We start from the raw sequence: 24,054 nt of genomic DNA, 5'->3' as shown, positions 1-24,054 counted from the left end.
GCGGGCGACGACGCAGACCACGTGAGCACGTGAGTACGGGGGAGCAGAATGACCGAGAGCACCAGCGGGCAGTCCGGCACGGCCCTGGCCGAGGACCCGGCCCGCACGGTCATGGTCGCGGTCGAGGACCTGCACCGCTCGTACGGCAGCGGAGCGGCGGCCGTGCACGCCCTGCGCGGGGTCTCGTTCGAGATACCCCGCGGCGAGCTGGTCGCGCTCAAGGGCCGCTCCGGCTCCGGCAAGACCACCCTGCTCAACCTGGTCGGCGGCCTGGACACCCCGGACGGCGGCCGGATCACCGTCGACGGCACCGAGCTGTCGGGGCTCGGCGAGAAGGGGCTCCTGGAGCTGCGCAGGGACCGGGTCGGCTTCATCTTCCAGTCCTTCGGCCTCATCCCCATCCTGACCGCCGCCGAGAACGTCGGCGTACCCCTGCGGCTGCGCAAGGCCGACCCCGCCGAGCGCGACGAGCGGGTCGCCCTGCTGCTCTCCCTCGTCGGCCTCGCCGACCACGCCGAACAGCGCCCCGGAGAGCTCTCCGGCGGCCAGCAGCAGCGCGTCGCCATCGCCCGCGCCCTCGCCAACCGCCCCGCCCTCCTGATCGCCGACGAGCCCACCGGACAGCTCGACGCCGAGACCGGGCTCGCCGTGATGGAACTGCTCCGCGCGGTCGTCCGCAGCGAGAACGTCACCGCCCTCGTCGCCACCCACGACCCCCAGCTGCTGAGCCTCGCCGACCGGGTCCTGGAGCTGAGCGACGGCCACATCGTCGAACACGGCTGACCTTCCCGCAGCACCCCCGCCCCCGCCCCGGCGCGCATCAGAGTTCCGTCAATACGCCCCCCACCTGCACTCCCGGGACCGAACCAGGCACCCCGGCGGAGTAGCGTCGAGGACGGCAGCCGCACCGGGCGCCACCGGCCCTCCACACGACAGGGCCGGACGGAAGAAGACAATGGGGCCATGGGACGCGGCACACTCCGGATCTATCTCGGCGCGGCACCGGGCGTCGGCAAGACGTACGCGATGCTCTCCGAGGCCCATCGCAGGGTCGAGCGCGGGACCGACTGTGTGGTGGCGTTCGTGGAGCACCACGACCGGCCGCGGACCGAGGTCATGCTCCACGGGCTGGAGCTGCTGGCGCGCCAGGAGCTGGAGTACCGGGGCACCGTCTTCACCGAGATGAACGTGGACGCGGTCCTGGAGCGGGCCCCGGCGGTGGCGCTGGTGGACGAGCTGGCCCACACCAACGTGCCCGGTTCGCGCAACGCCAAGCGCTGGCAGGACGTCGAGGAACTCCTCAAGGCCGGGATCGACGTCATATCCACGGTCAACATCCAGCACCTGGAGTCGCTGGGCGACGTCGTGGAGTCGATCACGGGGGTCCGGCAGCGGGAGACCGTCCCCGACGAGGTGGTGCGCCGGGCCGACCAGATCGAGCTGGTCGACATGTCGCCCCAGGCGCTGCGCCGCCGGATGGCACACGGCAACATCTACCGGCCCGACAAGATGGACGCGGCCCTCTCGAACTACTTCCGCCCCGGCAACCTCACCGCCCTGCGCGAGCTGGCCCTGCTCTGGGTCGCCGACCGGGTCGACGAGTACCTCCAGCAGTACCGGGGCGAGCACAACATCCGCACCACCTGGCAGGCCCGCGAACGCATCGTCGTCGGACTGACCGGCGGGCCCGAGGGACGCACCCTCATCCGCCGCGCCTCCCGGATGGCGGCCAAGGGCTCCGGCAGCGAGATCCTCGCCGTCTACATCGCCCGCAGCGACGGCCTGACCTCGGCGTCCCCGAAGGAGCTGGCCGTCCAGCGCACCCTGGTCGAGGACCTCGGCGGCACCTTCCACCACGTCATCGGCGACGACATACCGGCCGCCCTGCTGGAGTTCGCCCGCGGCGTCAACTCCACCCAGATCGTGCTGGGCTCCAGCCGCCGCAAGACCTGGCAGTACATCTACGGCCCCGGGGTCGGCGCGACCGTCGCCCGCGAGTCGGGACCCGACCTCGACGTCCACATCGTGACCCACGAGGAGGTCGCCAAGGGACGCGGCCTGCCCATGGCCCGCGGCGCCCGGCTCGGCCGCGCCCGGATCATCTGGGGCTGGCTCGTCGGCGTCGTCGGCCCCGTCCTGCTCGCGGTGGTGCTGCGCGGCATGGAGGACGCCCCCGGCCTCGCCAACGACGTCCTGCTCTTCCTCTTCCTGACGGTGGCCGCCGCCCTGCTCGGCGGACTGCGGCCCGCACTCGCCTCGGCGGCCGTCGGAAGCCTGCTGCTGAACTACTGGTTCACCCCGCCCACCCACACCCTGACCGTCCAGGACCCGGAGAACCTCGTCGCCATCGTGATCTTCTTCGCGGTGGCGGTGGCGGTCTCCTCCGTGGTCGACCTGGCGGCCCGGCGCACCCACCAGGCCGCGCGGCTGCGCGCCGAGTCGGAGATCCTCTCCTTCCTCGCGGGCAGTGTGCTGCGCGGCGAGACCGCTCTGGACGCCCTGCTGGAACGGGTCCGCGAGACCTTCGCCATGGAGTCCGTCGCCCTGCTGGAGCGCAGTAGCGACGTCGAACCGTGGACCTGCGCCGGATTCGTCGGGCCGGCCCCGGTCACCCGCCCCGACGACGCCGACGTGGACATGCCGGTCGGCGACAACATGGCCCTCGCGCTGTCCGGCCGGGTGCTGCCCGCCGAGGACCGCCGGGTGCTCGGCGCGTTCGCCGCCCAGGCCGCCGTCGTCCTGGACCGCCAGCGCCTGGTCGGGGAGGCCGAGCAGGCCCGCAGGCTCGCCGAGGGCAACCGGATCAGGACCGCGCTGCTCGCCGCCGTCAGCCACGACCTGCGGACCCCGTTGGCCTCCATCAAGGCCGCCGTCAGCTCGCTGCGCTCCGACGACGTGGCCTGGTCCGAGGAGGACGAGGCGGAGCTTCTGGAAGGCATCGAGGACGGCGCCGACCGGCTGGACCACCTGGTCGGCAACCTGCTGGACATGTCGCGCCTTCAGACCGGCACCGTGACCCCGCTGATCCGCGAGATCGACCTCGACGAGGTGGTCCCCATGGCGCTCGGCGGCGTCCCGGAGGGCAGCGTCGACCTCGACATCCCCGAGACGCTGCCGATGGTCGCCGTCGACCCGGGGCTCCTGGAGCGGGTCGTCGCCAACATCGTGGAGAACGCCGTCAAGTACAACCCCGGCCACGAGCCCGTCGCCGTGGCCGCCAGCGCCCTCGGCGGCCGGGTCGAGCTACGGGTCGTGGACCGCGGCCGGGGCGTCCCCGACGAGGCCAAGGAACGGATCTTCGAGCCCTTCCAGCGGTACGGGGACGCACCGCGCGGCGCCGGAGTGGGCCTAGGCCTCGCCGTCTCCCGGGGCTTCGCCGAGGCCATGGGCGGCACCCTCGACGCCGAGGACACCCCCGGCGGCGGGCTGACCATGGTCCTGACCCTCACCGCGGCGCCGGGCGGCGTCCGGACGGAGGCCGAGCTGCCCGCCCGGGCCACCTCATGACAGGTCCCCGCGGGCCGGGACGCCCCGGGGCGCACACGGCCCGCCCCCACGCATGTCCCTCCGTCTCCCCGAACAACAGGGTTCTTCCCCCCTCCCCGTGCAGCAGAAAGGCAGGTCCGCGATGACCAGGGTGCTTGTGGTCGACGACGAGCCGCAGATCGTCCGCGCCCTCGTGATCAACCTGAAGGCGCGCCAGTACGAGGTCGACGCCGCGCCCGACGGGGCGACCGCCCTCCAGCTCGCCGCCGCCCGCCACCCCGACGTCGTCCTCCTCGACCTCGGGCTGCCCGACATGGACGGGGTCGAGGTGATCAGGGGCCTGCGCGGCTGGACCCGGGTGCCCATCCTCGTACTCTCCGCGCGCCACACCTCCGACGAGAAGGTGGAGGCCCTGGACGCCGGGGCGGACGACTACGTCACCAAGCCGTTCGGCATGGACGAGCTGCTGGCCCGGCTGCGCGCCTCGGTACGCCGGGCGGAACCGGTCGGTCAGGAGGGCGGCGCCGAGGACATCGCGCTGGTCGAGACGGCGGGCTTCACCGTCGACCTGGCGGCGAAGAAGGTGCACCGGTCCGGGCGCGACGTACGTCTCACCCCCACGGAATGGCATCTGCTGGAGGTCCTCGTCCGCAACGGCGGCCGTCTGGTCAGCCAGAAGCAGCTCCTCCAAGAGGTCTGGGGCCCCTCCTACGGCACCGAGACCAACTACCTGCGGGTCTACATGGCCCAGCTGCGCCGCAAGCTGGAGGCGGACCCCTCGCACCCCCGGCACTTCGTCACCGAACCGGGCATGGGCTACCGCTTCGAGCGCGACTGACGGGCGCTGGGTCATCCTTTCGAGTGGTCGCCCAGGGCCTCCGTGTACCGCCCGCAGGACCGGTACCCTTCGGGTATGAGTGCTGTTCCCCGATCCGAGAAAGCCGGGAAGGCCGGGAAGGCGGCGCGCCCTTCCGGGCGCTTCCGCCGTATGCTCGACCGGCTTTCCAGCTCCCAGGAGGACCTGGAGTCCCAGGAGCTGCAGGAGGACGCGCAGGCCACCGGGTGCACCCGGATCTCCGAGTGCTCCGATCGGCAGATCGTGAAGGTGGCTGGTACGTTGCGGACCGTCACCCTCCGTCCCCGGGCCGGAGTGCCCGCCCTGGAGGCGGAGCTCTTCGACGGCACCGAGCCGCTGGACGTGGTCTGGCTCGGCCGTCGCTCCATCGTCGGCATCGAGCCCGGCCGCAGGATCATCGCCTCGGGGCGGGTCGCCATGAGCCATGGCCGCCGGGTGCTGTTCAACCCCACATACGAACTCCGACCGCTCGCCAAGGAGTAGCCGGTGACGTCTCTCGACAAGCCGACGTCCGAAACGGACAAGCCCCACCGTACGGCCCCGCAGCACGTCGACGGGAGGCACGCCGCCCAGCAGGGCGACGAGGCGAAGGCCGTCACCGAGGCCGCCCTCTTCGAGGCCTTCGGCGGCGTGCGCGGCATGGTGGAGACAGTCCTCCCCGGGCTGCTTTTCGTCACGATCTTCACCATCAACAAGAACCTGAACGCCTCGGCCATCGCGGCCCTGGCGGTCTCCCTGGCCCTCGTCGCCGTCCGGCTGATCCGCCGGGACACCGTCAAGCACGCCTTCAGCGGCGTCTTCGGGGTGGCCTTCGGCGTCGTCTTCGCCAAGATGACGGGCGACGCCAAGGACTTCTACCTGCCGGGCATGCTCTACACCCTGGGCCTCGCGGTCGCCTACATCGGCACCGCGGTGGCCGGGGTGCCGCTGATCGGCCTGATCCTCGGCCCGGTCTTCAAGGAGAACCTCTCCTGGCGGACCCGTAACCCGGGACGGAAGAAGGCGTACACCAAGGCCAGTTACGCCTGGGGCTTCATCCTGCTGGCCAAGTGCGCGATCCTCTTCCCGCTCTACTGGTGGGCCGACACCACCGAGTTCGGCTGGGTCCTCATCGCGCTGAAGATCCCGCCGTTCCTGCTGGCGGTGTATCTGACCTGGGTCTTCCTCGCGAAGGCGCCGGCGCCCATCGACGTATTCGCCGAGATGGAGGCCGAGGAGCAGGCCGAGAAGGAGCGCAAGGCGCAGGCCGCCGCGGCGCTCCGCGACCCGGACGCCTGACCCGTACACGTACGCGTACACCTGGCATCCCAGGGGAACCCGTACACCCGGCATGCATGGGAAGGGGCCCGGAACCGCTGAGCGGTTCCGGGCCCCTTCCCATCGCTCTGCCGGCCAGTCCTCCGGTTCTGCCGGTCACTCCTCCGAAGGATCGCGGCGGACCGACAACAGATCCTCCAACTGCTCCTCGCGCGCCTGGGCGGCCACGAACAGCAGCTCGTCACCGGCCTCCAGGGACTCCTCGGGGCTCGGCGTCAGCACCCGCGTACCCCGGATGATCGTCACCAGTGAGGTGTCCTCGGGCCAGGCGACGTCCCCGACCCGGGTGCCGGCCAGCGCCGACTCAGGCGGCAGGGTCAGCTCCACCAGGTTGGCGTCGCCGTGGCTGAAGCGCAGCAGCCGGACCAGATCGCCGACGCTCACCGCCTCCTCGACCAGGGCCGACATCAGACGCGGCGTCGAGACCGCGACGTCCACGCCCCAGGACTCGTTGAACAGCCACTCGTTCTTCGGGTTGTTCACCCGGGCCACCACGCGCGGGACGCCGTACTCGGTCTTGGCGAGCAGCGAAACGACCAGGTTGACCTTGTCGTCCCCGGTCGCGGCGATCACCACGTTGCACCGCTGCAGCGCCGCCTCGTCCAGCGACGTGATCTCACACGCGTCCGCGAGCAGCCACTCGGCCATCGGGACCCGCTCCACCGAGATGGCGGTCGGCGCCTTGTCGATCAGCAGCACCTCGTGCCCGTTCTCCAGCAGCTCGGCGGCGATGGAACGGCCCACCGCGCCCGCCCCGGCAATCGACACACGCATCAGTGACCGTCCTCCTCGGGACCCTGGGCGAAGGCCTCTTCGACCTTGGCGATCTCGTCCGTACGCATCATCACGTGGACCAGGTCGCCCTCCTGGAGGACGGTCTGCGAGCTCGGCAGTATGGCCTCGCCCAACCGGGTGAGGAAGGCGACGCGGACCCCCGTCTCCTCCTGGAGCGTGCTGATCTTGTGGCCGATCCAGGACGGCGTCGTGTGCACCTCGGCGAGCTGCACACCCCCGCTCGGATCACGCCACAGGGGCTCGGCACCCGAAGGCAGCAGCCGCCGCAGCATCTGGTCCGCCGTCCAGCGGACCGTCGCCACGGTGGGGATGCCGAGACGCTGGTAGACCTCGGCGCGGCGGGGGTCGTAGATCCGCGCGGCGACGTTCTCGATGGAGAACATCTCCCGGGCCACCCGGGCCGCGATGATGTTCGAGTTGTCGCCGCTGCTGACCGCGGCGAACGCCCCGGCGTCCTCGATGCCCGCCTCGCGGAGGGTGTCCTGGTCGAAGCCGACCCCGGTGACCCGGCGACCGCCGAATCCGGACCCGAGGCGACGGAACGCGGTGGGGTCCTGGTCGATCACCGCGACGGTGTGCCCCTGCTGTTCCAGGGTCTGTGCGAGAGCGGCTCCGACGCGCCCGCAGCCCATGATGACGATGTGCACTGTGCGCCTACCCCGCCGTCCTGGTCATCCGGCTGACCTGCGAAAACACGCTGCTCACACTTCTCTCTCAGCTTGCTGGGCAACCAACGGGACACACACCCGCGGCGCGGTCCGGAGTCGAGCTTAAGCGCCGGGGAAGCCGATCCCTCATCCGAGTGTCCGCATCCTCGCGCACTCCGGCAAAGGGAAAGCAAAATAGGCCGAACGGACGCAAGGATTGCGTTAAAGAATGACGGGGCGTTCTCCGCCGACCGCAGGAGAATGCGGGGCCACGTCGAAAGGGCGTGCGTTTCGGCCACGGGCTCCGCTTACGATCCTCAGCGTGTCCAAACTGACCGACCTGCCCAAACGGATCCTGATCGGCCGGGCGTTGCGCAGCGACAAGCTCGGGGAGACCCTCCTCCCCAAGCGCATCGCACTCCCCGTCTTCGCGTCCGACCCGTTGTCCTCGGTGGCCTACGCACCGGGAGAAGTCCTCCTCGTGCTGTCCATCGCGGGAGTGTCGGCGTACCACTTCAGCCCCTGGATCGCCGTCGCGGTCGTCGTCCTCATGTTCACGGTCGTCGCCTCCTACCGGCAGAACGTCCGCGCCTACCCGAGCGGCGGCGGCGACTACGAGGTCGCGACCACCAACCTCGGCCCCAAGTCCGGACTGACCGTCGCCAGCGCCCTGCTCGTCGACTACGTCCTCACCGTCGCCGTGTCGATCTCCTCAGGCGTCGAGAACCTCGGCTCCGCGATCCCGTTCGTCATCGAGCACAAGACGCTCTGCGCCATCGGCGCCATCGTCCTGCTCACCCTGATGAACCTGCGCGGCGTCAAGGAGTCCGGGAAGCTCTTCGCCATTCCCACCTACCTGTTCGTGGCCGGCGTCTTCCTCATGATCCTCTGGGGCGCTTTCCGGGGAGTGGTCCTCGGCGACGCGATGCACGCCCCCACCTCCGAACTGGAGATCAAGCCCGAACACGAGGGGCTGGCCGGCTTCGCGCTCGTCTTCCTCCTCCTGCGGGCCTTCTCCTCCGGCTGCGCCGCCCTCACCGGGGTCGAGGCGATCAGCAACGGCGTGCCCGCCTTCCGGAAGCCGAAGAGCAAGAACGCCGCGACCACGCTCGCCATGATGGGGCTGCTCGCCGTCACCATGTTCTGCGGCATCATCGGCCTGGCCCTGGCCACCGACGTCAAGATGGCCGAGAACCCGGCGGCCGACCTGATCCGCGACGGCGTCCCGGTCGGCGCGGACTTCACCCAGGACCCGGTCATCGCCCAGGTCGCCGAGGCGGTCTTCGGCCACGGTTCCTTCCTCTTCATCGTCCTCGCGGCCGCCACCGCCCTGGTCCTCTTCCTCGCCGCCAACACCGCGTACAACGGCTTCCCGCTGCTCGGCTCGATCCTCGCCCAGGACCGCTACCTGCCGCGCCAGCTGCACACGCGCGGCGACCGCCTCGCCTTCTCCAACGGCATCGTGCTGCTGGCCAGCGCGGCGATCCTGCTCGTCTGGATCTACGGAGCCGACTCCACGAAGCTGATCCAGCTCTACATCGTCGGGGTGTTCGTCTCCTTCACCCTCAGCCAGACCGGCATGGTGCGGCACTGGAACCGCCTGCTGACCGACGAACGGGATCAGGCCAAACGCCGCCACATGGTCCGCTCCCGCGCCATCAACGCCTTCGGCGCCTTCTTCTGCGGCATGGTCCTGGTGATCGTCCTCGCCACCAAGTTCACCCACGGCGCCTGGGTGGCCCTGCTCGGCATGGTCATCTTCTACGGCACGATGACCGCGATCCGGAAGCACTACGACCGGGTCGCCGCCGAGATCGCCGCCGACGAGACGCCCGCGGACGAGAGCGTGCGCCCCTCCCGCGTCCACGCCATCGTCCTCGTGTCCAAGCTCCACCGCCCCACGCTGCGCGCGCTCGCCTACGCCCAACTGATCCGCGCCGACCACCTGGAGGCGCTCTCCATCAGCGTCGACCCGGACGAGACGAAGGCGCTGCGCGAGGACTGGGAACGGCGCGCCATCAACGTCCCCCTCAAGATCCTCGACTCGCCCTACCGCGAGGTGACCCGCCCGGTCATCGAGTACGTGAAGGGCCTGCGCCGCCAGAGTCCACGCGACGTGGTCAGCGTCTACATCCCCGAGTACGTGGTCGGCCACTGGTACGAGCACCTGCTGCACAACCAGAGCGCCCTGCGCCTGAAGGGCCGCCTGCTCTTCACCCCGGGCGTCATGGTGACCTCCGTCCCGTACCAGCTCCAGTCCTCCGAGGCGGCGAAGAAGCGGGCCCGCAAGCGCGCCGACTGGAACGCCCCGGGCTCGGTCCGCCGGGGCCCGGTGGAGCGGAGGCACAAGGAGCCGAACCGCAAGAGGTGAGACCGCGAGGGGCGAGACCGGCCGATGGCGTGCGGACGCCAGGCCCCCGTCCGGAGGGCGCCAGGCGGCGGGGGCCGGGCGTGGTCGGCACCCTCGCCGCGCCCACGTAGACTGGTGGGCTGTCGTCCGGCCGCAGGCCCGACCGTTTGCCCCCTTTCTCCCTGGAGCCTCCCCTCATGCAGAACGAACCCACGTCGTCGCTGGTCGGGGAGGAGTACGAGGTCGAGGTCGGGCCCGTCGCACACGGCGGTCACTGCATCGCCCGCACCGACGGGAACCAGGTGCTCTTCGTACGCCACACGCTCCCCGGCGAGAAGATCATCGCCAAGGTCACCGACGGCGACACCGACTCCCGCTTCCTGCGGGCCGACGCGGTACGGATCATCGAGCCGTCCAAGGACCGCGTCGAGGCGCCCTGCCCGTACGCCGGCCCCGGCATGTGCGGCGGCTGCGACTGGCAGCACGCCAAGCCGGGCGCGCAGCGCCGCCTCAAGGGCGAGGTCATCGCCGAGCAGCTCCTGCGGCTGGCGGGCCTCACCCCCGAGGAGGCCGGCTGGGACGGCACGGTCATGCCGGCCGAGGGCGACAAGCTCCCCGCGGGCGAGGTGCCGGCCTGGCGCACCCGTGTCCAGTACGCCGTCGACGCCGACGGCCGCGCGGGCCTGCGCAAGCACCGCTCGCACGACGTCCAGCCGATCGACCGCTGCCTGATCGCCGCGCCGGGTGTCTCGGAGCTCGGCGTCGAGAAGCGCGAGTGGCCCCAGATCGCCGGGGTGGAGGCCATCACCGCCACCGGCTCCAACGACCGCCAGGTCATCCTCACCCCGAAGCCCGGCGGCCGGCTCCCCCTGGTCGAACTCGACAAGCCGGTCTCCGTGCTCCGCGTCGACGAGAAGGACGGCGGCGTCCACCGCGTCCACGGCCGTGCCTTCGTCCGCGAGCGAGCCGACGACCGCACCTACCGCGTCGGCTCCGGCGGCTTCTGGCAGGTGCACCCGCAGGCGGCCAACACCTTGGTCCGCGCGGTCATGCAGGGCCTGCTGCCCCGCAAGAACGACACCGCCCTCGACCTCTACTGCGGCGTCGGCCTGTTCGCCGGAGCCATCGGCCAGCGCCTCGGCGAGAAGGGCGCGGTCCTCGGCATCGAGTCCGGCAAGCGCGCGGTCGAGGACGCCCGCCACAACCTGAAGGACCTGGACCGGGTCCGTATCGAACACGGCAAGGTCGACCAGGTCCTGCCCCGCACCGGCATCACGGAGTGCGACCTGATCGTCCTGGACCCGCCGCGCGCGGGCGCGGGCAAGCAGGTGGTCAAGCACCTGGCGGGGCTGGGCGCCCGCAAGATCGCCTACGTGGCCTGCGACCCGGCGGCGCTGGCACGGGACCTGGCGTACTTCCGGGACGGGGGGTACAAGGTGCGGACGCTGCGGGCGTTCGATCTGTTCCCGATGACGCATCATGTGGAGTGCGTGGCGATTCTGGAGCCGACGGCCAAGAGGTCCTGACGCCCGGCCGGCGCGGTGGTTCGGTCTGCTTGAGCCAGCCCGGTGGGCCGTCATCCTGGATCCGCGCGCCACTCATGGAGTGCCCCGTGGTTGCGTCACGACCTGCCCCGCCTTCCCGATCGCCCCGGTGACGTGCGGTGATGAGCGGTCGACGTTGCCAACCACGACCGGATGTGCGACGTTGGAGCGGAGCCCGAGAACGGGGCTTCCGGACGAGGGGTGCCGTACCCGGTGTGCGACAAGACGGCCCGTACTGGAGGCTGTCATGTCATGGATCGTTCTTGCTCTCTCGGGCGTTCTGGAAGCTGTGTGGGCTACGGCCCTGGGTAAGTCCGAGGGCTTCAGCCGGCTCACCCCGTCCCTGGTTTTCGCCGTAGCTCTGACCGCGAGTATGGGCGGCCTGGCCTACGCGATGCGGGATCTGCCCGTCGGCACCGCGTATGCGGTGTGGGTGGGGATCGGTGCGGTGCTCACCGTCCTGTACGCCATGCTCACCGGCGACGAGTCGGTCAGCGCGCTGAAGGTCGTCTTCCTGGTGCTGATCGTCGGTAGCGTGGTCGGCCTCAAGGCCGCCCACTGAGTCCCACGCCTGCCCGACTGTGCCCACCTCGTTCGAGGTGGGCACAGTCGCGTAAGGAAGCGGGTCGCGGTTCGTCACGCTTCGGGCCGGAGTTCTGCGCGGCGCGTGCACGGCCGCGGTCCCTGCCACGCTCGCCTTCGCGTTCGGCTCAACCGGCGTCCTCCGTGACGTGACCGTGGCGCCCGCCCACGTCACGGCGTGACGCCCGCACCCCGATCGGGCCGGTACGCGCGGAGGAACGTCCGTACTCCCTCGACGACGAGTGGGCGTACGCGGGGGTCCTGCGCCGCATTCGCGGAGCCGAGGCGGTCCAGTGCGACGCCGAAGGTCAGCGCGAGGAACTGGTCGGCTGCCAGCCGGGCGTCGGGGGCGTCGAGCAGCCCGGCCTCGGCGAAGGATGCGAACCGCTCGGCGATCGCCTCGTCGGGGGTGTCCGCCATGGGGTTGTAGTCCTGCTGCGGCAGATGGCCGGACTCCGTCCGGACCAGGCGTTGCAGTGTCGTGTACTCCGCCGAACCGAGCATGTCGGTCGCGATGCGCAGTGCGAACGCGACCAGGCCGTCCTCCAGTTCGGCGGGCTCGGTCAGGTCCGTGAGGGTGTCGTCGAGGGTGCGCCGGACCGTCGTGACCAGCGACTGGCCGACCGAGTCGACGACCGCCCGCAGCAGGGTCCGCTTGTCGCCGAAGTAGTCGTAGACCGTCCGCTTGGACACCTCCGCCCGCGCGGCGACCGCGTCGACGCTGGAGCGGTCGAAGCCGTCGGCGAGGAACAGTTCCCGGGCCGCCGAGAGGATGGCGGCCCGCTTCCGCGTGGACCCCTCGCGCAGGGTCTTGGTGGTCGGCATGGGCTCATCCTAACCGAGCTACACTGTACGGTGTAGTGTAGCTCTGGTTCGGTGAGTACCGTGCGCGTCCCTCCGTGTGCGGTCGGCTCTGTGCCTTCGGGCCGCGACGGAAAGGACTTCCATGACCACGCCAGGGACCTCCATGACCACGACTTCCGCTCCTCCGATCCGCGTCGGGAAAGCCGCCGTCCGCTCCCTCGGCGTGCTGGCGCTCGCCACCGGCGCCCTGGAGTCGGTGGTGACGCCGACGCTCCCGCTCCTGCGGCGTGAACTGGACATGAGTCACGCCGAAGGGGCGTTGCTCAGCATCGTGCTCCTCGTCACCGGCGCGCTGATCACGCCGGTGGCGGGGAAGTTAGGCGACCGCTACGGCGGAAAGCAGGTCCTCGTCCGGCTGATGGCGGTGGTCTCTGCCGGGGGGCTGGTGTCCGCCCTGGCGCCGAGCCTGCCGGTGCTGCTGCTCGGTCAGATACTCCAGGGCGCGATGGTGGGCGCGCTGCCCCTGTCGTTCATCCTGGTGCGCGGACACCTCCCCGAGGGCGAGTCCAAGGTGGCCATCGGGGTGGTCAGCGGGCTGTTCGTGGGGGGCACGATGGCGGGGACGCTGGCGGCCGGACCCGTGGCCGAAGGGCTGTCCCGGCACTGGATGTTCGCGCTGCCGACGTTCGCGGTCGTCGGGGCCACCGTGCTCGTGCACCGGCTGATGCCGCAGGATCCGCCGCGCCGGTCGGACGGCGCCGGGATCGACTGGCCCGGACTGGTCCTCCTGAGCGGAACGCTCGTCACCCTCATGCTCGTCCTGGCGCTGGCGCCCGAGATCGTCGCGCGCCCCCTCGTCCTCGTCGCTCTCCTCGTACTGCTGGCCGCCTTCGCGACCGGGTGGGCGGCCGTCGAACGGCGCGCGGCCTCGCCGATGGTCGATCTGCGCATGGTGGGGCGCCCCGAGGTGTGGAAAGCGTGCGTGCTGACGTTCATGATCTGCGTCGGTACGTCGGTGGCGGCCTACCTCGTCCCGGCGCTGTTCGCGGTACCCGCCGACGCGTACGGGTTCGGGGCGAGCGCGACGCAGATCGGCCTCTTCCTGCTGCCCGGGGCCGTGGCCGCGTCGCTGGCCGGGCCGGCCGGCGGGTTCGGGACGCGGCGGTTCGGTTCGCGTGCCGTGGTCACCGCCGGGGTCCTCGTCATGGCCGTCGGCCTGCTCGGCCTGGCGGCCGTGCACACCGAGGTCTGGCACCTCGTCGTCGGCAAGATGCTCATCGCGCTCGCCAACGGGCTCTGCGTCACGGCGTTGGTGACCAGCACCGCGACCTCCGTCGACCGCGGTGAGACCGGCATCGCCACCGGTCTGGTCCTGGTGACGCGCGTGATCGGCTTCGCCGTGGGGGTCCAGATCAGCGGCGCGATCCTCACCGCCGGGACCCCCGCCGGGTCGGACCTCCCGGCCGAATCGGCCTATGTCGTCGGCTTCGTCCTGGCCGGAGCCGTCACGGCGCTGTCCCTGCTCGTCGTCCGTACCCTGAGTAAAGGAGTCAAGGAATGACCCGTGTCGACACGTTGGTGAACGGCCCCGCCGCACGGGGGCGTACGGTCCTGATATCCGGGGCCAGCATCGCGGGGCCCGCCCTCGCGTACTGGCTGAACCGCTACGGATTCGCGGTCACGGTGGTCGAGAAGGCGGGCACGGTCCGCGACGGCGGCTATCCCATCGATGTGCGCGGCACCGCGCTCGACGTCGTCCGTCGGATGGGGATCCTGCCCCGGCTGCGGGACGCCCACATCGATCTGCGCCGGCTGACCTTCCTCGACGAGGACGGCTCCGAGGTGGCCTCGGTCGACCCGCACGCCGTCACCGGCGGGGTCGCGGGACGAGACCTGGAGGTGCGGCGCGGGGCGCTGGCCGGCGCTCTCCACGAGGCCGTCCGTGACGACGTGGAGTTCCTGTTCGACGACTCCATCGACACCCTCGGCCAGCACCGCCACGGGGTCGACGTCACCTTTCGCGGGGGAGGAGGCCGTACGTTCGACCTGGTGCTGGGGGCGGACGGGCTGCACTCGCACACCCGTGCGCTCCTGTTCGGACCCGAGGAGCGGTTCCACCGCTATCTCGGTTACTGCTTCGCCGGGTTCACCCTGCGCAACACCTTCGGGCTCGTCCGTGAGACCACGATGTGGAACACCCCGGGCCGGGCCGCCGTGCTGTACGCCGTGGGGGACGACGACGGCGACGTGCACGGCTTCCTCAACTTCGCCCGCACGGAACCGCCGTTCGACGCGTTCCGCGACCCGGAGGCCCAACGGGACCTGGTCGCCGAGGTCTTCGACGGCGCGGGATGGGAGGTCCCGGGCATGCTCGCCGCCCTGCGCGACGCGGACGACCTGTTCTTCGACGTGGTCAGCCAGATCCGCATGGACCGCTGGTCCAGCGGCAGGGTCGCGCTGGTGGGCGACGCCGCGTACGCGCCCTCCTTCCTCACCGGCCAGGGCTCCAGCCTCGCCCTGGTCGGCGCGTACATGCTCGCCGGATCGCTGGCGGCCGAGCGGGATCACGCCGCGGGCTTCGCCGCCTACGAGCGTGACACCCGTGCGTTCGTGACCCTGAACCAGGATCAGGTTGGCAAGGGCGAGGCCGCCCTCTTCCCGACCACCGCCCGGGCGCTGGAGCAGCGCAACACCATGCTGCGCTCGCTGGGCTCCATGCCGCCCCCGGCGGAGGGGCGGCCGGCCCACGAGGCGCTGGTGCTGCCGGAGTTCAGGCTCCCGGGGTGAGCGCCGCCCCGGTCTGCCGGGGGACCCGCAGGGGGTTGCCGTCGCGGAGTTCGGGGGGCAGGAGGGCGTCGGGGAAGGACTGGTAGCAGACCGGGCGCAGCCAGCGTTCGACGGCGAGGGTGCCGACGCTCGTCGTTCCGGGCGAACTCGTCGCCGGCCACGGCCCCCCGTGCACCATCGCGTGGCACACCTCGACGCCGGTGGGCCAGCCGCCCCACAGAACGCGGCCGGCCCGCTCCTCCAGTACCGGCAGCAGTCCGAGGGCCGTCGTCCGGTCGGCGTCCGTCGCGTGCAGGGTGGCCGTCAGCTGGCCCTCCAACTCCTCCAGGAGGTGCAGGAGTTCGTCCGTACCGGACCAGCGCACGACGAGCCCCGCCGCGCCGAAGACCTCGCCGGAGAGATCCCCGTGCGCGGTGTACGTGGCCGCGTCGCACGCCAGGACGACGGGGGCCGGTGCGTACGGGCCGGCCCCGGCCGCGCCCCGTGCCACCTCCCGTACGCCCGGTACGTCCTCCCACCGCCGTACGCCCTCGGTGTACGCCCGGGCGATGTCCGGGGCGAGCATGACCTGTCCCTCCGTGGCCTTCACGGCCCGGGCGGCGGAGAGGAGGAAGGCGTCGCCTGCCGGTCCGGCAGGCAGCAGCAGGAGGCCGGGGTTCGTGCAGAACTGCCCCGCGCCGGCCGTCAGCGACGCCACGTACGCGCCGGCCACGGCTTCCGGCTCGGCGAGGGCCCCGTCGAGCATGATCACGGGATTGACCGCGGACATCTCGGCGTGGACCGGGATGGGCACCGGGCGCGACCGCCCGGCGGCGATCAGCGCCAGCCCGCCGGTCCGGGAGCCGGTGAACCCCACCGCGGCGATCCGCGGATCACCGACCAGGGCGAGCCCGACGTCGTGCCCCCGGCCCACCAGCAGGGAGAAGACGCCGGCCGGCATGCCGGTGCGCGCGGCGGCGGCCGTGACGGCGCGGGCCACCGCCTCCCCGGTGCCCGGGTGTGCCGGGTGCGCCTTGACCACCACGGGGCAGCCGGCGGCCAGCGCGGACGCGGTGTCGCAGCCCGCGACCGAGAAGGCCAGCGGGAAGTTGCTCGCACCGAACACGGCCACCGGGCCGAGGGGGACGCGCCGGAGCCGTACGTCCGTGCCCGAGGGGCCGGAGTCGATCCGGGCGCCGAGGGCGCTCCCGCTCCTGACGAGGTCGGCGAAGAGGCGCAACTGCCCGCAGGTGCGCCCCAGTTCACCGGTCAGCCGGGCCGGCGGGAGTCCGGTCTCCCGTGCGGCGAGGTCCAGCAGGGCGTCGCCGAGGGCCTCGATCTCCTCCGCGCAGGCGTCGAGGAAGGCCGCCCGCCGCTCGGGCGGCAGGGCGCGGAAGGCGCGGGCGTCCGCCGCGGCGAGCCGGGCCGCCTCGGCCACCTGCTCCGTCGAGGCGTCCCGGTGCGGGGGGCCGAACGGTTCGCCGGTCGCGGCGGTGACCGCGTACCAGGCGTCCCCGGCGCCGGGGACCTCGCGACCGGCCAGGAGCGAGTGCCCGGTCAGGATCGCGTTCTCGGTCGGGGGTGCGTTCTCGGTCAGAGGGGATTGCCCGGTCGGGGGAGTGGGTCCGGTCAGGGGTCGGTCCCCTGGCGGGGGCGGGTTTCCGGTCGGGTTCACAGTGATGCGTCTCCCTGTGCGCGCCGGTGGGCGGCGTGCCGTCGTCGGGTGCCCGGGTGAAAGTCACCGGGGCGGTGGCGTTGTCCTCGGGTCGTCCGGATGTATAGCCTAGGCAATGGCATGTGACATTGCACTAGGGGGCAGTCATGAAAGTCGTCGTCGTCGGAGCTGGCATCGTGGGCGCCGCGTGCGCGTTCCACGCCGCCGCGGCGGGGCTCGACGTCACGGTCCTCGACCGTGGTCCCGTCGGCGCGGGCACGACCAGCCGGGGGGAGGGCAACATCCTCCTCTCCGACAAGGAGCCCGGCCCCGAACTGGAGCTGGCCCGGCTCAGCCGTGACCTCTGGGACGAGGTCGGTGAGGAACTCGGCGCGGAGGCCGTCGAGTTCGAGACCAAGGGCGGTCTCGTCGTCGCGAGCACACCCGACGCCCTCACCGCCCTGCACGCGTTCGCCGCGCGCCAGGCGGCCGCGGGCGTCCGCACCGAAGCCGTCGAACGCGTCGGTGAACTCGAACCCCACTGCGCGCCCGCTCTCCCCGGAGGTGTCCACTACCCGCAGGACGCCCAGGTGCAGCCCGTTCTCGCGGCGGCCGCACTGCTGCGCGCCGCGGTCCGGCACGGGGCCCGGACGCACACCGGCGAGGCCGCGGCCGCCGTCACCGGGGCCGACGGCAGGATCACCGGAGTGCGCACCGCCGACGGCACGGTGCTGCCCGCCGACGCCGTGGTCAACGCCGCCGGCACCTGGGGCGGCGAGGTCGGCCGCCGCCTCGGCGCACCCGTCGAGGTCCTGCCCCGCCGGGGCTTCGTCCTCGTCACCGAGCCGCTGCCGCCGATGATCCGGCACAAGGTCTACTCCGCCGACTACGTGGCCAACGTCGCCTCCAGCGACGAGGGTCTGGAGACCTCGTGCGTCGTCGAGGGCACCCGCGCGGGCACGATCCTGATCGGCGCCAGCCGCGAACGCGTCGGCTTCGACACCTCGATGAACCCGGCCGTGGTGGCCACACTCGCCGCCCAGGCATGCCGCCTCTTCCCGTTCCTGCGCGGCGTCCACCTGATCCGCGCCTACCGGGGCTTCCGGCCGTACTGCCCGGACCACCTGCCGGTCATCGGCCCCGACCCCCGTGTCCCCGGCGTCGTCCACGCGTGCGGCCACGAGGGCGCCGGGATCGGTCTCGCCCCCGGGACCGGCGCCCTGGTCACCGCCCAGCTCCTCGGCCGCCCTTGGCGCGGTGCCGACCCGGCCGCCCACACCGGCCTTCTGCCCGACCGTTTCCTCAACCCCGGAGGTGTGCCCAAGTGACCGCAGCGAACGCGTTCACCGTGGACGGCGAACCGTTGCCGTTCGTACCGGGACAGACCCTGGCCGCCGCGCTCGTCGCCTCGGGCCGGGTCGCCTGGCGGACCACCCGGGGCGGGCAACGGCCCCGGGGGATTTTCTGCGGGATCGGCGTCTGTTACGACTGCCTGGTGACCGTCGACGGAGCGGGCGGGCAGCGCGCCTGCCTGGTGCAGGCCCGCGCGGGCATGGCCGTCACGACCGGAGAGGCCGACGATGAGTGAGCCCCGTGGCCCCGGGATGACGAGTGAGCCCCGTGGCCCCGTGGCGCCGAGCGAGTCGAGTGACCCCGTGGTGGTGGGCGAGCCCCGTGACCCTGTGGCGCCGAGCGAGCCCTGTGACCTCGTGGTGGTGGGCGCGGGCCCGGCCGGCATGGCCGCCGCCGCCACCGCCCTGGACGGCGGGCTACGGGTCGTTCTCGTCGACTCGGGCGCCGCCCCGGGCGGCCAGTTCTGGCGCCATCCCCCGCTCTTCGCGCGGGAAGCCGTTCCGACCGCCGATCTGCACCACGGGCTGAGCACCTACCGGGCGCTGTGCGCCACCCTCTTGGCCCACCAGCGCACCGGACGGCTCACCCTGCTGCTGAACCACCATGTGTGGACCACGGCCCGCGACAGGGACGGCTTCACCGTCCACGCCGTGGACCGAGGCCGGGCGCCCGAGGAGCGGACCGTCGCGCTGCGCGCACCGGCCCTGCTGGTGGCGACCGGCGCCTACGACCGCCAACTCCCCTTCCCCGGCTGGGACCTGCCCGGGGTGCTCACCGCCGGCGGGCTCCAGTCGCTGCTCAAGGGCGGGGGAGTCGTCGCCGGCCGCCGGGTGGTCCTCGGCGGCACGGGCCCCTTCCTGCTGCCGGTCGCCGCCGCCCTCGCCGCCCGCGGGGCGAAGGTCGTCGCCGTGTGCGAGGCGGCGGCGCCCTCGGCCTGGCTGCGCCACCCCATGCCCCTGCTGCGCAACCCCGCCAAGTGGGCCGAGGGCGCCCGGTACGCGCGGGCCCTCGCCCGGCATCGCGTCCCGGTCCGCACCCGCACCGCGATCGTCGGCGCCGAAGGGGAGGGGCGGGTCGCCGTCGTGCGCACCGCCGCCCTGGACGCCGACGGGCGCCCGCTCCCCGGCACCGGGCGCCGGATCGAGGCCGACACCGTGGGCGTCGGCTGGGGCTTCGTCCCCCAGCTCGACCTGCTCCTCCCGCTCGGCTGCGACCTCGCCGACGCGGGCGACGGCACCATGGCCGCCGCCGTCGACGACGGACAGCGCACCACGGTGCCCGGGCTGTACACGGCGGGCGAGACCTGCGGCGTGGGCGGGGCCGCGCTCGCGGTGAGCGAGGGCCGCCTCGCCGCCGTCTCGGTGCTCACCGACCTCGCCGCCCCCGGCCGGCCCGGCACCCGCCGCCCGGCCGCGGAGCGCAGGGCGGTGGCCCGGCACCGCGCCTTCGCACGGGCGATGGCACAGGCACACCCCCTGCCCCCGGCCTGGCCCGCGTGGCTGACCGACGACACACCGGTCTGCCGGTGCGAAGAGGTCACCGCTGGGGCCGTCCGGTCCGCCCGCGCCGACGGTGCGGCAGCCGACCACCGGCAGGTCAAACAGCTGACCAGAGCCGGTATGGGCTGGTGCCAGGGCCGCATGTGCGGGCCCGCCGTCCACTGCCTCGTCTCCGCCCGAGATCAGCCGTACGTCCCCGCCGAGCGGCTGATCGCGACCCCCGTCACCCTCGGTGCGCTCGCCGATTCCGTCGAGTCCGATTCCGCCGAGTCCGATTCCGCCGAGTCCGATTCCGTCGAGCCCACTTCCGACCCCATCTGAGGAGTTCCCATGGACCTGGACCGCACCTCCCTTCCCTCCCGCATGCCCTGGCACGGCGTCATCGTCGCGACGAGCCTCCCGTTCGGCCCGGACCTCGCCGTCGACCACGGCGCGTACGGGGACAACGTCGCCTGGCTCGCCGAACAGGGCCTGCACGGCGTCGCCCCGAACGGCTCGCTGGGCGAATACCAGACCCTGACGTACGAGGAGCGCGACCGCGTCGTGGAGACCGCCGTCGCCAACGCCCCCGAGGGCTTCACCGTGATGCCGGGCGTCGGAGCGTACGGCGCGATCGAGGCGAGGCGGCACGCGCGGTTCGCCAAGGACGCCGGCTGCCAGGCCGTCATGTGCCTGCCGCCCAACGCCTACCGGGCCGACGACCGCGCCGTCCTGGAGCACTACGCGATGGTCGCCTCCGCCGGTCTCCCCGTCACCGCCTACAACAACCCCATCGACACCAAGGTCGACCTGCGCCCGGAGCTGCTGGCCAAGCTGCACGCCGAAGGGTTCATCGTGGGCGTGAAGGAGTTCTCCGGCGACGTCCGCCGGTGCTACGCCATCAACGAACTCGCCCCCGGACTCGACCTGATCGTCGGCACCGACGACACCCTCCTGGAAGTCGGCGTCGCCGGCGCCAAGGGCTGGGTCGCCGGCTACCCGCAGGTCTTCCCGCGCGCCTGCCTCGACCTCTACAACGCCTCGCTGGCCGGCGATCTCGACACCGCGCTCCCGCTCTACCGACAGCTCCACTCCGTACTGCGCTGGGACAGCAGGACCGAGTTCGTCCAGGCGATCAAGCTCGGCCAGGACATGATCGGCCGGACCGGCGGCGGCTGCCGTCCGCCCCGGCAGACCCTGGACCCGGAGACCGAGGCCGTCGTCCGCGCCGCCACCCAGGCCCTCATCGACGCAGGGGTGAACTGACGTGCGTTCCAAGGTCTGTTACCACGCGGTCGACTCGCACACCGAGGGCATGCCGACCCGGGTCGTCACCGGCGGGGTGGGCGTCCTGCCGGGCGCGACGATGGCCGAGCGACGGCAGCGGTTCATGGCGGAGCGCGACGGACTGCGTACCCTGCTCATGTGCGAGCCGCGCGGGCACGGGGCCATGTCCGGAGCGATCCTCCAGCCCCCGACCCGGCCGGACGCCGACTTCGGCGTGCTGTTCATCGAGGTGTCCGGCTGCCTGCCCATGTGCGGCCACGGCACCATCGGCGTGGCCACGGTCCTGGTGGAGACGGGCATGGTCGAGGCGGTCGAACCGGAGACCCTCATCCGCCTCGACACCCCCGCGGGCCTCGTCACGGCACGGGTCGCCGTGCGCGACGGCCGCGCCGAGTCCGTCACCCTGGAGAACGTCGCCTCCTACAGCCACGCGCTGGACCAGGTCGTCGAGGTCGAGGGGTTCGGCCCGGTCCGCTACGACATGGCGTACGGCGGCAACTTCTACGCCATCGTGCGTACCGAGGACCTCGGCATCCCCTACGACCGGGCGGAGAAGGGGCGGCTGCTGGAGGCGGGTCTGGCCGTCATGGGGGCGATCAACGAGCGGAACCCGGTGGTCCATCCGGAGAACCCCGCGATCGACGTCTGCCACCACGTCTATCTGGAGGCGCCCGGCTCGACCGCCGAGCACTCGCGGCACGCCATGGCCATCCACCCCGGCTGGTTCGACCGCTCGCCCTGCGGGACGGGAACCAGTGCCCGGATGGCCCAACTGCACGCGCGGGGACAGCTGAAGACCGGACAGGACTTCGTCAACGAGTCCTTCATCGGCTCCCGCTTCACGGGCCGGATCCTGGCGGAGACCACGGTCGGCGGCAGGCCCGCCGTACTGCCCTCCGTCACCGGCCGCGCCTGGATCACCGGGACCGCGCAGTACCTGCTCGACCCCACGGACCCCTATCCGACGGGATTCACCGTATGACGGCCGACCCGCACACCGGGCCGATCGGGACCGCGTACACCGGGACTGCCGGGACCGCGTACACCGGGACTGCCGGGACGGCTTACACCGGGCCGATCGACACGGTCGACTGGCACACCGGGGGCGAACCGTTCCGGATCGTGCCCACGCCCCCGTCGGCCGTGACCGGGCCCAGGTCCGGCTCTGGCTCCGGGCCCGGGCCCACCGTCGCCGAGCGCCGCACGGCCGCCATGGCCGACGCCGGAGTGCAGTGGACCCGGGCCCTGCTGTGCGGCGAACCGCGCGGCCACGCCGACATGTACGGGGCCTTCCTGGTGCCGCCCGACGACGCCGGCGCCCACCTCGGCGCCCTCTTCTGGCACAAGGACGGCTTCTCCACGGCCTGCGGGCACGGCACGATCGCCCTCGGCGCCTGGGCGGTCGCCACCGGCCTGGTCCCGGCGCCGGCCGACGGCACGACGGACGTCGTCATCGACGTTCCCTCCGGCCGCGTCACGGCGAGCGTGCGCACGGCCGGCGGCCGGGTCGCGGACGTGACGTTCGTCAACGTCCCCGGCCATGTCCACGCGCGCGGCGTCGAGGTGACCACCTCGCAGGGCGCCGTCACCGTCGACATCGCCTACGGCGGCGCCATGTACGCCGTGCTCCCGGCCCACCGGCTCGGCCTGCGGGTCCGGCCGCGGGACGTCACCGCGCTCGTCGCGGCCGGTCGCGAGATCCGCGACGCGCTGAACGCCGCCCACGCCGCCGAACACCCCGCGGACGACCGGCTGTCCGGCGTCTACGGGACGGTGTTCACCGAGGAGGCAGGGGCCCCGGTCGAACGGCCCGACGGCACCTGGCTGCTGCACCACCGCAACGTCACGGTGTTCGCGGACGGCCTGGTCGACCGCTCCCCGTGCGGCTCGGGCACCGCGGCCCGGGTGGCGCTCCTCGCCGACGCGGGAGAACTGCGCCTCGGCGACGAGCTGAGGCACGAGTCGGTGGTGGGCTCCGTCTTCCGCGCTCGGATCGAGCGGTCCACCACGGCCCACGGCCGCCCCGCGGTCGTCCCGGCCGTGACGGGAACCGCGTACGCCACCGGAGCGAGCCGCTTCACCGTCGATCCCGACGACACCCTCGTACCCGGGTTCGTGCTGCGATGACGGTGACGCTCGACGCCGCGGACGTGTTCGCGCTCGGTCCGGCCGGGGCCGTCGCCGCGATCCGGGCGGCGCTGGCCGCGGGGCTCGATCCGGACGGCGACGTACCGCGGGCGGTCGTGCCGCTGGCCCACGGACAGGGGCTGCTCATGCCCTCGGAGTCCGGCGACTGGTTCGGCGTGAAGATCGCCACCGTCGCGCCCGGCAACGCCGCGCGCGGACTGCGGCGGATCAACGCCACGTATCTGCTGCACGACAGCGCGACCCTGACGCCGGTGGCCCAGCTGGACGGGGTGGCGCTGACGACCCTGCGCACCCCCGCCGTCACGGTCGCGGCCGGTCTGGACCGGCTGCGCGCGCTCGCCGGCGGGGGCGGGGGGCTGCGCCTGGTGGTCTTCGGCGCGGGCCCCCAGGGGGAGGGGCACGTCGCCGCCGTACGGGCCCATGTTCCGGTGGCCGACGTCACGGTCGTCACCCGGCGCGGGGGGCCCGTGCCCGGCTGGGCGGACCGGAGTCTGACGGCGGACGACGGGGGAGCGGCGGCCGCGGTGCGGTGCGCGGACGTCGTCGTCACCGCGACGTCCGCGCGCGAACCGGTGGTCGACGGGCGGCTGGTGCGCGACGGCGCGGTGGTGCTGGCGGTCGGCTCGCACGAACCGGCCGTGCGGGAGCTCGACAGCGTGCTGATGGGGCGTGCCACCGTTGTGGTGGAGAGCCGCGCGACCGCCCTCCGCGAGGCGGGCGATGTCGTCATGGCGGTCCACGAGGGCGCGCTCGCCCCGGGCGACCTCGTCACCCTGGCGGAGCTGAACGGCTCATGGGGCGACGCCCCGGCCGGCCGCCCGCTGGTCGTGAAGACGTGCGGGATGGGCTGGCAGGACCTGGTGGTCGCCATCGCGGCCCACCGGCGGAAGGAGGGGATGGAGGCGGGGGAGGGGATGCCGAGGGAGCGGAGCTGAGTGTCCCGCCGGCGCCGGCCCGAATCCGTGCCCCTCGCGGGGCCGCTGCGTC

General features: G+C 72.6%; 21 protein-coding genes and 1 riboswitch. Of the genes, 17 read left to right on the top strand and 4 right to left on the bottom strand.

From position 1 onward, the window contains the following. Positions 1 to 48: 48 nt before the first annotated feature. The 5 genes from D581_RS0109720 (at position 49) to D581_RS0109700 (ending at position 5,620) form a co-directional block, all read left to right on the top strand. Entirely contained in the window at positions 49 to 783 is a 735-nt protein-coding gene (locus D581_RS0109720; protein WP_018957052.1) for an ABC transporter ATP-binding protein, read from the top strand. 180 nt (positions 784 to 963) lie between these two features. Beyond that, on the top strand, positions 964 to 3,507 hold the full coding sequence (locus D581_RS0109715) for a sensor histidine kinase (RefSeq protein ID WP_018957051.1): 2,544 nt from the start codon (positions 964 to 966) through the stop codon (positions 3,505 to 3,507). Positions 3,508 to 3,628: 121 nt separating this feature from the next. Further along, positions 3,629 to 4,324, top strand: a complete 696-nt coding sequence (locus D581_RS0109710) for a response regulator (protein WP_026290367.1) — start codon at positions 3,629 to 3,631, stop codon at positions 4,322 to 4,324. Between the two features lie 75 nt (positions 4,325 to 4,399). Continuing rightward, entirely contained in the window at positions 4,400 to 4,825 is a 426-nt protein-coding gene (locus D581_RS0109705; RefSeq protein WP_176739446.1) for an OB-fold nucleic acid binding domain-containing protein, read from the top strand. A gap of 3 nt (positions 4,826 to 4,828) precedes the next feature. Then, the gene (locus D581_RS0109700; protein ID WP_018957048.1) at positions 4,829 to 5,620 is read left to right on the top strand and encodes a DUF3159 domain-containing protein; all 792 of its coding nucleotides are present in this window, start codon (positions 4,829 to 4,831) and stop codon (positions 5,618 to 5,620) included. A gap of 135 nt (positions 5,621 to 5,755) precedes the next feature. On the opposite strand, the gene D581_RS0109695 is transcribed toward D581_RS0109700, so the two are convergent. Both D581_RS0109695 and D581_RS0109690 read right to left on the bottom strand, forming a co-directional pair. Then, positions 5,756 to 6,433: a potassium channel family protein gene (locus tag D581_RS0109695; protein WP_018957047.1), complete on the bottom strand. Its 678-nt coding sequence runs from the start codon at positions 6,431 to 6,433 to the stop codon at positions 5,756 to 5,758. Next, a complete protein-coding gene (locus tag D581_RS0109690; protein WP_007454533.1) occupies positions 6,433 to 7,101 on the bottom strand; it encodes a potassium channel family protein in 669 nt (222 codons plus the stop codon). The genes D581_RS0109695 and D581_RS0109690 overlap by 1 nt, the downstream gene beginning before the upstream one ends. 322 nt (positions 7,102 to 7,423) lie before the next feature. Here D581_RS0109690 and D581_RS0109685 point away from each other — a divergent pair, with 322 nt between their 5' ends. The 3 genes from D581_RS0109685 (at position 7,424) to D581_RS0109675 (ending at position 11,557) form a co-directional block, all read left to right on the top strand. After that, positions 7,424 to 9,472, top strand: coding sequence for an APC family permease (locus tag D581_RS0109685; RefSeq protein WP_018957046.1), 2,049 nt, complete (start codon positions 7,424 to 7,426; stop codon positions 9,470 to 9,472). Between the two features lie 176 nt (positions 9,473 to 9,648). Continuing rightward, a complete protein-coding gene (locus D581_RS0109680; RefSeq protein ID WP_018957045.1) occupies positions 9,649 to 10,977 on the top strand; it encodes a class I SAM-dependent RNA methyltransferase in 1,329 nt (442 codons plus the stop codon). 186 nt (positions 10,978 to 11,163) lie between these two features. Next, a riboswitch (guanidine-III (ykkC-III) riboswitch) is annotated at positions 11,164 to 11,230 on the top strand. A 12-nt stretch (positions 11,231 to 11,242) separates the two neighbouring features. Further along, the gene (locus D581_RS0109675) at positions 11,243 to 11,557 is read left to right on the top strand and encodes a DMT family transporter (protein ID WP_026290366.1); all 315 of its coding nucleotides are present in this window, start codon (positions 11,243 to 11,245) and stop codon (positions 11,555 to 11,557) included. Between the two features lie 191 nt (positions 11,558 to 11,748). On the opposite strand, the gene D581_RS0109670 is transcribed toward D581_RS0109675, so the two are convergent. Continuing rightward, on the bottom strand, positions 11,749 to 12,402 hold the full coding sequence (locus D581_RS0109670) for a TetR/AcrR family transcriptional regulator (protein ID WP_018957043.1): 654 nt from the start codon (positions 12,400 to 12,402) through the stop codon (positions 11,749 to 11,751). Positions 12,403 to 12,544: 142 nt separating this feature from the next. On the opposite strand from D581_RS0109670, the gene D581_RS0109665 reads away from it, so the two are divergent. Together D581_RS0109665 and D581_RS0109660 are read left to right on the top strand one after the other, a co-directional pair. After that, on the top strand, positions 12,545 to 13,942 hold the full coding sequence (locus D581_RS0109665; protein WP_018957042.1) for an MFS transporter: 1,398 nt from the start codon (positions 12,545 to 12,547) through the stop codon (positions 13,940 to 13,942). Further along, positions 13,939 to 15,168, top strand: a complete 1,230-nt coding sequence (locus D581_RS0109660; protein WP_018957041.1) for an FAD-dependent monooxygenase — start codon at positions 13,939 to 13,941, stop codon at positions 15,166 to 15,168. The genes D581_RS0109665 and D581_RS0109660 overlap by 4 nt, the downstream gene beginning before the upstream one ends. Here the strand turns inward: D581_RS0109660 and D581_RS0109655 are convergent. Beyond that, positions 15,152 to 16,822, bottom strand: a complete 1,671-nt coding sequence (locus D581_RS0109655; RefSeq protein ID WP_018957040.1) for an aldehyde dehydrogenase (NADP(+)) — start codon at positions 16,820 to 16,822, stop codon at positions 15,152 to 15,154. The genes D581_RS0109660 and D581_RS0109655 overlap by 17 nt on opposite strands. Positions 16,823 to 16,968: 146 nt before the next feature. Between D581_RS0109655 and D581_RS0109650 the strand changes: the two genes are divergently transcribed. From D581_RS0109650 to D581_RS0109620, 7 genes are read left to right on the top strand one after another with little or no spacing between them, the layout of a single operon-like run. After that, the gene (locus tag D581_RS0109650; protein ID WP_018957039.1) at positions 16,969 to 18,129 is read left to right on the top strand and encodes an FAD-dependent oxidoreductase; all 1,161 of its coding nucleotides are present in this window, start codon (positions 16,969 to 16,971) and stop codon (positions 18,127 to 18,129) included. Next, the gene (locus D581_RS0109645) at positions 18,126 to 18,389 is read left to right on the top strand and encodes a (2Fe-2S)-binding protein (RefSeq protein ID WP_018957038.1); all 264 of its coding nucleotides are present in this window, start codon (positions 18,126 to 18,128) and stop codon (positions 18,387 to 18,389) included. The genes D581_RS0109650 and D581_RS0109645 overlap by 4 nt, the downstream gene beginning before the upstream one ends. Then, on the top strand, positions 18,382 to 19,974 hold the full coding sequence (locus D581_RS0109640; RefSeq protein WP_486585824.1) for an FAD/NAD(P)-dependent oxidoreductase: 1,593 nt from the start codon (positions 18,382 to 18,384) through the stop codon (positions 19,972 to 19,974). Before D581_RS0109645 ends, D581_RS0109640 begins: the two co-directional genes overlap by 8 nt. Positions 19,975 to 19,983: 9 nt before the next feature. After that, the gene (locus D581_RS0109635; RefSeq protein WP_018957036.1) at positions 19,984 to 20,898 is read left to right on the top strand and encodes a dihydrodipicolinate synthase family protein; all 915 of its coding nucleotides are present in this window, start codon (positions 19,984 to 19,986) and stop codon (positions 20,896 to 20,898) included. Position 20,899: 1 nt separating this feature from the next. Continuing rightward, the gene (locus D581_RS0109630) at positions 20,900 to 21,901 is read left to right on the top strand and encodes a proline racemase family protein (RefSeq protein ID WP_018957035.1); all 1,002 of its coding nucleotides are present in this window, start codon (positions 20,900 to 20,902) and stop codon (positions 21,899 to 21,901) included. Then, a complete protein-coding gene (locus D581_RS0109625; RefSeq protein WP_018957034.1) occupies positions 21,898 to 23,046 on the top strand; it encodes a proline racemase family protein in 1,149 nt (382 codons plus the stop codon). The genes D581_RS0109630 and D581_RS0109625 overlap by 4 nt, the downstream gene beginning before the upstream one ends. Then, on the top strand, positions 23,043 to 24,002 hold the full coding sequence (locus tag D581_RS0109620; RefSeq protein ID WP_018957033.1) for an ornithine cyclodeaminase: 960 nt from the start codon (positions 23,043 to 23,045) through the stop codon (positions 24,000 to 24,002). Before D581_RS0109625 ends, D581_RS0109620 begins: the two co-directional genes overlap by 4 nt. Positions 24,003 to 24,054 lie beyond the last annotated feature (52 nt).

The sequence above is a fragment of the Streptomyces sp. CNB091 genome (genome assembly GCF_000377965.1).
This window is presented reverse-complemented; position numbering and strand designations above follow the sequence as displayed.